Origin of the sequence: Ornithinicoccus halotolerans, assembly GCF_009602535.1 — a bacterium.
Classification (GTDB): Bacteria; Actinomycetota; Actinomycetes; order Actinomycetales; family Dermatophilaceae; genus Ornithinicoccus; species Ornithinicoccus halotolerans.
This window is the reverse complement of sequence record NZ_WIQI01000096.1, coordinates 1-9719: the sequence shown is the minus strand read 5'-3', so window position 1 is coordinate 9719 and position 9719 is coordinate 1. Positions and strand designations below refer to the sequence as shown.

The following is a 9719-nucleotide window of genomic DNA, read 5'->3' as shown; positions in this document are numbered from 1 at the left end:
CGATCTCTGGGCGGCCGCCGCGGCGGCCCGCACTCCGTCACCGCCCTGCTCCACGAGGTGGAGCGCGGCGTCCATCGACCGGGTCCGCACCTGGGCGGCTGCCCCCGCAGCCCGGGCCGCCTCGCGTGCCGCACCCACGGTGACCTGCACCGTCCGGACGGCGACCAGGCCGGCAGGTGCCTCCAGCGCCTGCTGGGCGGGTCCGGCCAGCTCGGCCAGCGCGGCACGCTGGGGCAGCGGCCGGTCGGTGCCCGCCGTCCCGATGCCGGCCGTGGTGGCCGAGACCGCCAGCACCGCACCCAGCCCCAGCGCGATACCGCCCCGGGCCGCCGGGACAGTGAGCCGATGGGGTTCCCGGTGTCGGGGCGGCCGGTGGCCGGCCGGCCTCACCGCGTGCTGCGGACGGTGGCGTCCGGAGCGGCGGTGCCGCCCGGGTGCGCCAGTGACGTCAGCGGGCACAGAGTCTCCTGGAAGGGCCACGAAGGGGGAACGGCAGGACTCTACCGCCCCGCAGGGCCAGTGGCCAACGTCGGGATCAGGCCGACGGTCACCGCGGTGGTCCGGAGACTGGACCGGCAGCGGGCGCCGCAGCCCTCCGGGACGGTACCCTGCCCGCATGACCCAGACACCGTTGCGCGTGGTCGTGGCCAAGCCGGGGCTCGACGGTCATGACCGGGGCGCCAAGGTCGTCGCCCGGGCCCTGCGGGACGCCGGCGTGGAGGTGATCTACACCGGCCTGCACCAGACGCCGGAGCAGATCGTCGAGGCCGCGATCGCCGAGGACGCCGACGCGGTCGGGCTCTCCGTGCTCTCGGGGGCCCACATGACGCTGTTCCGCCGGGTGCTGGACCTGCTGGAGCAGCGGGACGCCCGCGACATCGTCGTCTTCGGCGGCGGCATCATCCCCGAGGCCGACATCGGGCCGCTGACCGAGATGGGGGTGGCGCGGATCTTCACCCCGGGCGCGACCACGGCCGAGATCACCGAGTGGGTGCGCACCGCCCTCGCCGACCAGCCCGACCCGGCCACCCGGTAGCCCGCCCGGTACCCTGATCACCGCCCACCCACCCGCACCGAGGGGATAGCCAACCCGTGGATCTGTTCGAGTACCAAGCACGCGACCTGTTCGAGGCGCACGGGGTGCCGGTGCTGCCGGCGGAGGTCGTCACCGACCCCGCGGACGCGGCGGCGGCGGCCGAGCGCATCGGTGCCGCCAGCGGCGGAGTCGTCGTCGTCAAGGCACAGGTCAAGACCGGTGGCCGCGGCAAGGCGGGCGGTGTCAAGCTGGCCAAGAGCCCGCAGCAGGCCACCGAGGCCGCCCAGCAGATCCTCGGGATGGACATCAAGGGCCACACCGTCGGGACGGTCATGATCGCCCAGGGCGCGAAGATCGCCGAGGAGTACTACTTCTCGCTGCTCCTGGACCGGTCCAACCGGACGCTGCTCGCCATGTGCAGCAAGGAGGGCGGCATGGACATCGAGCAGCTGGCCGAGGAGCGCCCCGACGCACTGGCCAGGGTGCCGGTCGACCCGCTGGTGGGCATCGACCAGGCGACGGCCGAGCGGATCGTGGCCGAGGCGGGCTTCACCGCCGACCAGGACCAGATCGCCGAGGTGCTGACCACGCTGTGGGGCGTCTACCGCGACGAGGACGCCACCCTGGTGGAGGTCAACCCGCTGGTCAAGACCGAGGACGGGCAGATCCTGGCGCTGGACGCCAAGGTGACCCTCGACGACAACGCCCGGTTCCGCCACCCCGGCCACGAGTCGCTGGTCGACACGGCTGCGACCGACCCGCTGGAGGCCAGGGCCCAGGACAAGGGCCTCAACTACGTCAAGCTCGACGGCAACGTCGGGATCATCGGCAACGGCGCGGGACTGGTCATGTCCACCCTCGACGTCGTGGCCTACGCCGGCCAGGACCTCGGCGAGGTCGACGGCCAGCTCGCCCGGCCGGCCAACTTCCTGGACATCGGCGGTGGCGCCTCGGCGCAGGTGATGGCCGACGGGCTGGACGTGATCCTGACCGACGAGCAGGTGAGCAGCGTCTTCGTCAACGTCTTCGGCGGCATCACCGCCTGCGACGCCGTGGCCAACGGCATCGTGCAAGCGCTGCAGATCCTGGGCGACGAGGCCAGCAAGCCACTGGTCGTGCGCCTGGACGGCAACAACGTCGAGGAGGGCCGCCGGATCCTGCAGGAGGCAGGCCACCCGCTGGTCACCCTGGTCGACACGATGGACGGCGCGGCCCGCAAGGCCGCCGAGCTGGCCGTGAACGCCCCCGCGAGCTGAGGACACGAGGACTACCACCCATGGCGATCTTTCTCGACAACGACTCCACGGTCATCGTCCAAGGCATGACCGGCGCCGAGGGGCGCAAGCACACCCAGCGCATGCTGCACTCGGGTACCCGTGTCGTCGGAGGTGTCACCCCCGGCAAGGGCGGCCAGTCCGTCGACTTCGAGGACGACGTGCAGCTGCCGGTCTTCGGGTCGGTCACCGAGGCGGTGGAGGCCACCGGCGCCAACGTCACGGTCATCTTCGTGCCCGCCAAGTTCACCAAGGCCGCCGTCGTGGAGGCGGTCGACGCGGCCATCCCGCTCGCGGTCGTCATCACCGAGGGCATCCCGGTCAAGGACACCGCCGAGTTCTTCCGCTACGCCGAGGACGCCGGCACCACCCGCGTCATCGGCCCCAACTGCCCCGGGCTGATCAGCCCCGGGCAGTCCAACGCCGGCATCATCCCGGCCGACATCACCTCCGCCGGCCGGATCGGGCTGGTGTCGAAGTCCGGCACGCTCACCTACCAGATGATGTACGAGCTGCGCGACTTCGGGTTCTCCACGTGCGTGGGCATCGGCGGCGACCCCGTCATCGGCACCACCCACATCGACTGCCTCGAGGCGTTCGAGAAGGACCCGGACACCGATGCCATCGTCATGATCGGGGAGATCGGCGGCGACGCCGAGGAGCGTGCCGCGGCCTACATCAAGGAGCACGTCTCCAAGCCGGTGGTCGGCTATGTCGCAGGCTTCACCGCGCCGGAGGGCAAGACCATGGGTCACGCCGGTGCGATCGTCTCCGGCTCCTCCGGCACCGCCGAGGCCAAGAAGCAGGCCCTGGAGGCCGCCGGCGTCAAGGTCGGCAAGACGCCGTCGGGCACCGCCGAGCTGATGCGCGAGGTCATGGAGCGGGTCAGCCGCTGACGGTCGTGGCCGTTCCCGGTGCGCCTCCCGCGCACCGGGGGCCACGGGGGTGAGCATGGGTGGGCCATGACTGTGCTCCGCCCGCCCCGCCGGCCGCGGCACCGGCGGCCCGGGCCCGGACTGGACGCCGGAACGCCTGCGTGGGCAGCGGCTCCGTCCTGGGCGCCGGGGTGCCGCTGGCCGCTCCCGCGGCGCCGGCCGCGCCGATCACCGCCGCGAGCGTGGCCTGCGCCGTCTCCGAGACCGGCCCCCCGGACCGGGCGGCGTTGAGGTCGGCCCGGAACTCCGCGGCCGACTGGTACCGCTCCTGCGGGGTCTTGCGCAGCGCGTGCAGCGCCACCGCGTCCATCTCCGCCGGCAGGTCTTCCTGCAGCGTGGAAGGAGGCTTGGGCTGCTCGCCCAGGTGCTGGTAGACCAGCGACACCGGGTCCCCCACGAACGGCGTCCGCCCGGTCAGCAGCTCGTAGAACAGGCACCCGGCCGAGTAGAGGTCACTACGGGCGTCCACCGCCTCGCCCTGGGCCTGCTCGGGCGAGAGGTAGCGCGCGGTGCCCAACACCGCCGAGGTCTGCGTCATCGTGGCGGCGGTGTCGGCCAGCGCTCGGGCGATCCCGAAGTCCATCACCTTGACCGCGCCGCCGCGGGTGAGCATCACGTTGGCCGGCTTGATGTCGCGGTGCACGATGCCGCGATCGTGGCTGAACTCCAGGGCCGAGAGCACGGCCGCGGTGATCCGGGCCGCCTCGTCGGGGTCGAGCACCTTCTCGTCGTTGAGCAGCTCGCGCAGCGTCCGGCCCTCGACGTGCTCCATGACGATGTAGGGCACCTGCACCGGCGCGCCGCCTCGTCCGCGGCGACGGGCACGTCCACCCCGTCGCGGGCCAGCGCGGTGCGCAGCTCGGCGAGCTCGGGCACGGTGCGGCACGGCTGCTCGGCGTACTCGAGCTGGTGCCGGCCCAGCCGTGCCAGCGCCTCGCGGGCCTGCGCGACCGACCAGGCGCCGTTGGCGTCCACCCGCACCCGGCCGGCCGGGCCCAGCAGCCGGCGCACCTCCGCCACCCGGGCGAGGTCGTCGGCCAGTCGCTGGCCCCGCTCAGCCACCTTGACCTTGGCGGTCGTGCACCCCTCGAACCGGGCCAGCACCCCGGCCACCCGGTCCGGCGGGACGGCCGGGACGGTGGCGTTGACCTCGATCTCGTCGCGCACCGGCGCCGGGTGGCCGTACCAGCCGGCCTCCGCCGCGGCCAGCAGCCACCGGGCCGCCTCGGCGTCGCCGTACTCGGGGAACGGGGCGAACTCGCCCCAGCCCCGCGGGCCGCGCAACAGCACCGCCTCCCGGTGGTCCACGCCGCGGAACCGCACCCGCAGCGGCACCCGCACCACCACGGCGGAGCCGAGCAGCTCCTCGGTCGGCGGCAGGTCCACGGGAGTCGGCAGGGCTGCGGCGGCGGGCATGGACCTATCCTCGTGCGGGTGACCGACGCGACCACGCCCGACCCCGATCTGTGGGAGCCGGTGCCCGGGTTCGAGCTGACCGACCTGACCTACCACCGCGCCCGTGGCCCCGCCGGCACCCGCGAGCGCGGCGTGGTGCGGGTGGCCTTCGACCGCCCCGAGGTGCGCAACGCCTTCCGGCCGCACACGGTCGACGAGCTCTACCGGGTGCTCGACCACGCGCGGATGTCCCCGGACGTGGGCGTGGTGCTGCTCACCGGCAACGGTCCCAGCCCGCGCGACGGTGGGCACTCCTTCTGCTCCGGCGGCGACCAGCGGATCCGGGGGCGCTCCGGCTACCAGTACGCCGGCGGCGACACGGCCGACACCGTCGACCGGGCGCACGCGGCCGCCCACGGCGGCCGGCTGCACATCCTGGAGGTGCAGCGGCTCATCCGGACGATGCCCAAGGTGGTCGTCGCGGTCGTCAACGGCTGGGCCGCCGGCGGCGGGCACTCCCTGCACGTGGTCTGTGACCTGACGGTCGCCTCCCGCGAGCACGCCCGGTTCAAGCAGACCGACGCGGACGTGGGCAGCTTCGACGCCGGCTACGGCTCGGCCTACCTGGCCCGGATGGTGGGCCAGAAGCGCGCCCGGGAGATCTTCTTCCTGGGCCGCACCTACGACGCCGAGCAGATGCACCGGATGGGCGCGGTCAACCTGGTCGTGGACCACGCGGAGCTGGAGCGGGAGGCGCTCGCGGTGGGCCGGGAGATCCTGGCCAAGTCCCCCACGGCGCAGCGGATGCTCAAGTTCGCCTTCAACCTCGTCGACGACGGGCTGATGGGCCAGCAGGTGTTCGCCGGGGAGGCGACCCGGCTGGCCTACATGACCGACGAGGCGGTCGAGGGGCGCGACGCCTTCCTCGAGAAGCGCGCGCCCGAGTGGGACCGCTTCCCGTGGTACTACTGAGACCCGACCGCACCCGCTGGGGGAGACTGTGACCATGCGACGACTGCTGCCGCTGCTGGGCCTGGCGCTGCCCGCCGTCCTGCTCGGGGCGTGCTCAGACGAGCCCACCGTCGTCGACGCCGGGAGCACTGCCTCCCCGACGCAGGCCGGCAGTGACGCCGACGGGGCCACCGCCACCCAGCGCCCCGACGAGGCCGCCGCCACCCAGCGCCCCGACGAGGCCGCCGCGACCGAGCAGGACGGGGCACCCAGCCGGACCGAGCGCCGCGCCGCCGGGCGGGCCCGGGACTGGCTGGTGGCGTTCGTGCGCGGCGAGGAGGAGGTCTGCGACTACATGCTCGACCTCTCCGGGGAGCGGCCGATGACCGAGTCCGCGGGCGACCACGCGATCTGCGTGGAGATGGTGCCCCCGCTGGCGCAGGAGCAGTTCGACGAGGAGACCGCTCGGGTCATCGAGCTGGTCGAGATCACCGGCGCCGACGTCGACGGCGACCGCGCGGTCATCACCCGCGAGCACTTCTCCGAGCTGTTCGCCGAGGGCCTCGGCGACCAGCGCATCGAGCTGCGCCGCGTCGACGGCGCCTGGTACGTCGACCTGGAGAACAGCTTCTGAGCCACGGCGGCCTGGCTGCGGCACCGGTGCGGCACGTCGTCGCCGGCGACGCACCGGCGGCCGGGCGTGGCCTCGGCCACCTGCTGGACCTGGTCGCGGCCGTGCTCGAGTCCGGTGACGTGCCGCTGTGGCCGCGCCGCGGGGGACCCGAGGAGCTGGCCCGGTTGGCGCTGCCCCCGGCCGCCGCCGAGCTGCTCGCCGGTGCCGCGGTGGTGCTGCCCACCTCCGGCTCCACCGGGGAGCCGAAGCCGGTGGTCCTCGACGCGGCCGCCCTGACCGCCTCCGCCACCGCGACCACCGACCGGCTCGGCGGGCCCGGGCAGTGGGTCCTCGCCCTGCCCACCGACCGGGTCGCCGGGTGGCAGGTACTGGTCCGCTCCGTGCTGGCGGGGACAGCGCCGGTGCTGGTGCCGGTTCCGGCCCCCCGTCACGCGGCCGGCCACGGCTTCGCGGCAGGCCCGTTCGCCGAGGCGGTGGCGAAGCTGGCCGGACCCCGCCGCTACACGTCGCTGGTGCCCACCCAGGTGCACCGGCTGCTGGCCGACGCGGTGGGCCGGGAGGCGCTGGCCGCCCTCGACGGGGTGCTGGTGGGGGGCGCGGCGCTGCCGCGGGCGCTGGCCGAACGGGCCCGGGCCGCGGGGGTGCGGCTGGTCACCACCTACGGGATGACCGAGACCGCGGGCGGCTGCGTCTACGACGGCGAACCGCTGCCGGGGGTGGCCGCCCGGACCGACGAGAGCGGCCGGCTGTGGCTGTCCGGACCGGTGCTGGCGCGCGGCTACCTGGACCGGCCGGAGCTGACCCACCGGCGGTTCCCGTGGGAGGCGGGCCGGCGGTGGTTCCTCACCGACGACGCGGGGACGGTGGGACCCGAGGGGGTGCGGGTGCTGGGCCGCGTGGACGACCTCGTCAACACCGGGGGCGTCAAGGTCGCGCCTGCGCTGGTGGAGGAGGCGCTGCGCGGGCTGCCCGGGGTCGCCGACTGCGCTGTGCTCGGGTTGCCCGACCCGGAGTGGGGGCAGCGGGTGGTGGCCGTCGTCGTCCCCGAGGGCGACGGCGTCCCGGCGGCGACACCGGACTGGCGGGCCCGGCTGCGTGGCCGGCTGCCGGACGAGGCGCTCCCTCGGGAGGTGCGGCTGCGGCCGGCGTTGCCGGTGCTGCCCTCCGGCAAGGTGGACCGGCTGCGGCTGCGGCAGGAACTGGCAGGTGACAGTGGCACAATGGCCCTTCCCCCCACTGAGTCGAGCTGAAGGAAGCCGCCCGTGCTCCGAGTCGCGATCGTCGCGCTGGTGCTGGTGTTCACGGTGTACTGCGTCGTGGACGCGGTGCGCACCGAGCAGGACGCCGTGCGCCACCTGCCCAAGCTGGTGTGGGTCGCGATCACCGTGCTCTTCCCCCTCGTCGGTGGCATCGCCTGGCTCCTGGCCGGCCGGCCCCGGCAGCACCGCGTCCCCCCTCCCCCCGGCCCCCGCGGGCCGGACGACGACCCCGACTTCCTGCGCGGTCTCTGACTCGTGGCGACGCTGCAGCAGTGGGCCGCTGGCGCCCGCCCCCGCACCCTGCCCGCGGCCGTGGCCCCGGTGGCCGTGGGGACCGGCTCCGCGCACGCCCTCGGCGACAGCGACCTGGCGCTGGCGTTGCTCGCCCTGGTCGTCGCGCTCGCCCTGCAGGTGGGCGTCAACTACGCCAACGACTACTCCGACGGCGTCCGCGGCACTGACTCGGCGGCGCGGGTGGGCCCGGTCCGGCTGGTCGGCGGCCGGCTGGCCGACCCGCAGACGGTGCGGTTCGCGGCGTTCTTCTTCTTCGGCGTCGGCTGCCTGGCCGGGCTGGCGCTGGTGGCGCTGTCCGGCCGGATGGAGCTGCTGCTCGTCGGTGTCGCCGCGGTCTGGGCCGCGTGGCACTACACCGGCGGCGAGCGCCCGTACGGCTACCGGGGGCTCGGCGAGGTGGCGGTGTTCCTGTTCTTCGGCCTGGTCGCCGTGCTCGGCACCAGCTGGGCGCAGGCCGGGCGGCTGGACCTGGGCAGCTTCGCCGGCGCGGTGGGCGTGGGAGCGCTGGCCTGCGCGATCCTGGTCACCAACAACCTGCGCGACCTGGCCGGGGACCGGCAGGCCGGCAAGCGCACGCTTGCGGTCCGGCTGGGAGACCGGCGCACCCGTCGGCTCTACGCCGGGCTGCTGCTGACCGCACCGGTGTCCGCGGGCGTCGCCGCGCTGGCCCACCCGTGGGCGCTGCTGGCACTGCTGGCGCTGCCGCTGGGCTACCGGCCGGCGCAGCGGGTCCTGGGCGGCGCCCGGGGGGCGGCGCTGGTGCCGGTGCTGGCGATGACCGGCGTGCTGCAGCTGGGCTACGCCGGGCTGCTCGCGCTCGGGCTGGCGCTGGCGGGCTGACCCGCCGGGCCGCTACCGCGCGGTGGGGCCGGGGCCCTCCTCGTCCTCGGCCTCCTCGTCGGTCCGCTCGGCCGCCAGCCGCGCCTCGCGGCGCCGGCGCCGGGCGGCGACCTTGGCCTCGAGGTCGCGGGCCATCTCCTCCCGCTGCCGCCGCAGCAGGAAGAAGGAGGTGACCATCGAGAACGCCGCGGCGAAGATCAGCGCCCACAGCTCGGGCACGCCCAGCCACAGCAGGGCGAGGAGGAGGACGGCGAACAGCAGCAGCCGCCAGACCGTGTACTGCCACATGCCGCTCACAGTCCCGAGTAGGAGTGCCAGCCGACGAAGAACATGTTCACGACGGCGTAGTTGACGATGATGCAGGCGTAGCCGGCCACCGCCAGCCAGGTCGCCCGCCGGGTGCTCCAGCCGGTCGTGGCCCGGGCGTGCAGGTAGGCGGCGTAGACCACCCAGATGACGAACGACCAGACCTCCTTGGGGTCCCATCCCCAGTAGCGGCCCCACGCCTGCTCGGCCCAGATCGCGCCCGCCATGACGGTGAAGGTCCACAGCGGGAAGGACACGATGTGCACCCCGTAGGTGAGCCGCTCCAGCGCCCCCGCCCGTGGCGTCGCGGCCAGCCATCCCGGCAGCGGCCGTCCCGAGCGCTCGGCGCGGTCGCGGGCCAGGAACAGCAGCGCGAGCACGCAGCCGATCGTGAACAGCGCGACCGACAGCGTCGCGACGGAGACGTGGATCCACAGCCAGATGCTGTTGAGCGAGGGCAGCAGCTGGCTGGCCTCGGTGTACCAGGCGACCAGCGCGGCACCGAGCACGAGCAGGACCGGCGCGACCACGAACAGCCCGAGCCACAGCACGTCCCGGCGCAGGCTCCACAGGCTGTACAGCAGCAGCGTGAAGCCGGCGGCGACCAGGGCGAACTCGTACATGTTGCCCAGCGGCGCACGGTGGACCGACAACCCGCGCAGCGCGACCGCCGCGATGACGGCGAAGGTGGCCAGCCAGGTCAGCTGCACCCCGATGACCCCCCAGCGGCGGGAACCGGCCGCAGCGTCCTGCGGCTCCGGGGCCGGCGCGGGCGGCGGCGTGGCCGCGCCGGAC

Annotated in this window: 12 protein-coding genes and 1 pseudogene; 8 read left to right on the top strand and 5 right to left on the bottom strand. The window is 74.5% G+C overall.

The features are described 5' to 3' along the window. Nucleotides 1–390 (bottom strand): hypothetical protein (locus tag GFJ45_RS13230; RefSeq protein ID WP_228387002.1); only part of this gene is annotated, 390 nt, incomplete at its 3' end. A gap of 226 nt (nt 391–616) precedes the next feature. Between GFJ45_RS13230 and GFJ45_RS13225 the strand changes: the two genes are divergently transcribed. Genes GFJ45_RS13225 through sucD form a run of 3 tightly spaced genes read left to right on the top strand, consistent with a single transcriptional unit; the run spans nt 617 to nt 3206 of the window. Next, on the top strand, nt 617–1036 hold the full coding sequence (locus GFJ45_RS13225) for a cobalamin B12-binding domain-containing protein (protein ID WP_153397969.1): 420 nt from the start codon (nt 617–619) through the stop codon (nt 1034–1036). A 56-nt stretch (nt 1037–1092) separates the two neighbouring features. Beyond that, nucleotides 1093–2292, top strand: coding sequence for an ADP-forming succinate--CoA ligase subunit beta (sucC, locus tag GFJ45_RS13220; protein WP_153397967.1), 1200 nt, complete (start codon nt 1093–1095; stop codon nt 2290–2292). A gap of 20 nt (nt 2293–2312) precedes the next feature. Further along, nucleotides 2313–3206, top strand: coding sequence for a succinate--CoA ligase subunit alpha (gene sucD / locus GFJ45_RS13215; protein WP_153397964.1), 894 nt, complete (start codon nt 2313–2315; stop codon nt 3204–3206). On the opposite strand, the gene GFJ45_RS13210 is transcribed toward sucD, so the two are convergent. Both GFJ45_RS13210 and GFJ45_RS16830 read right to left on the bottom strand, forming a co-directional pair. After that, nucleotides 3196–4131 carry a protein kinase domain-containing protein gene (locus GFJ45_RS13210; RefSeq protein ID WP_407670398.1) on the bottom strand — a complete coding sequence of 312 codons (936 nt, stop codon included), beginning with the start codon at nt 4129–4131 and terminating at the stop codon, nt 3196–3198. The two genes, sucD and GFJ45_RS13210, sit on opposite strands and share 11 nt — an antisense overlap. Continuing rightward, a pseudogene (locus GFJ45_RS16830) lies at nt 4101–4661 on the bottom strand (enolase C-terminal domain-like protein); the annotation flags it as partial. The gene GFJ45_RS13210 and the pseudogene GFJ45_RS16830, both read right to left, overlap by 31 nt. A gap of 18 nt (nt 4662–4679) precedes the next feature. On the opposite strand from GFJ45_RS16830, the gene GFJ45_RS13200 reads away from it, so the two are divergent. The 5 genes from GFJ45_RS13200 to GFJ45_RS13180 are packed head-to-tail and all read left to right on the top strand — an operon-like array spanning nt 4680 to nt 8618. Further along, entirely contained in the window at nt 4680–5612 is a 933-nt protein-coding gene (locus GFJ45_RS13200; RefSeq protein WP_228387001.1) for a 1,4-dihydroxy-2-naphthoyl-CoA synthase, read from the top strand. A gap of 34 nt (nt 5613–5646) precedes the next feature. After that, the gene (locus tag GFJ45_RS13195) at nt 5647–6225 is read left to right on the top strand and encodes a hypothetical protein (protein ID WP_153397958.1); all 579 of its coding nucleotides are present in this window, start codon (nt 5647–5649) and stop codon (nt 6223–6225) included. 26 nt (nt 6226–6251) lie between these two features. Then, the gene (gene menE, locus GFJ45_RS13190) at nt 6252–7475 is read left to right on the top strand and encodes an o-succinylbenzoate--CoA ligase (RefSeq protein WP_153397956.1); all 1224 of its coding nucleotides are present in this window, start codon (nt 6252–6254) and stop codon (nt 7473–7475) included. A gap of 12 nt (nt 7476–7487) precedes the next feature. Next, nucleotides 7488–7736 carry a PLDc N-terminal domain-containing protein gene (locus tag GFJ45_RS13185; protein ID WP_153397954.1) on the top strand — a complete coding sequence of 83 codons (249 nt, stop codon included), beginning with the start codon at nt 7488–7490 and terminating at the stop codon, nt 7734–7736. 3 nt (nt 7737–7739) lie between these two features. Next, a complete protein-coding gene (locus GFJ45_RS13180; RefSeq protein ID WP_153397952.1) occupies nt 7740–8618 on the top strand; it encodes a 1,4-dihydroxy-2-naphthoate polyprenyltransferase in 879 nt (292 codons plus the stop codon). 12 nt (nt 8619–8630) lie between these two features. Here the strand turns inward: GFJ45_RS13180 and GFJ45_RS13175 are convergent, their stop codons facing one another. Together GFJ45_RS13175 and ccsB are read right to left on the bottom strand one after the other, a co-directional pair. Further along, complete coding sequence (locus tag GFJ45_RS13175) at nt 8631–8906, bottom strand: DUF4229 domain-containing protein (protein ID WP_153397950.1); 276 nt, start codon at nt 8904–8906, stop codon at nt 8631–8633. A 5-nt stretch (nt 8907–8911) separates the two neighbouring features. After that, a partial coding sequence (gene ccsB / locus GFJ45_RS13170; RefSeq protein ID WP_228387000.1) for a c-type cytochrome biogenesis protein CcsB occupies nt 8912–9719 on the bottom strand: 808 nt, incomplete at its 5' end.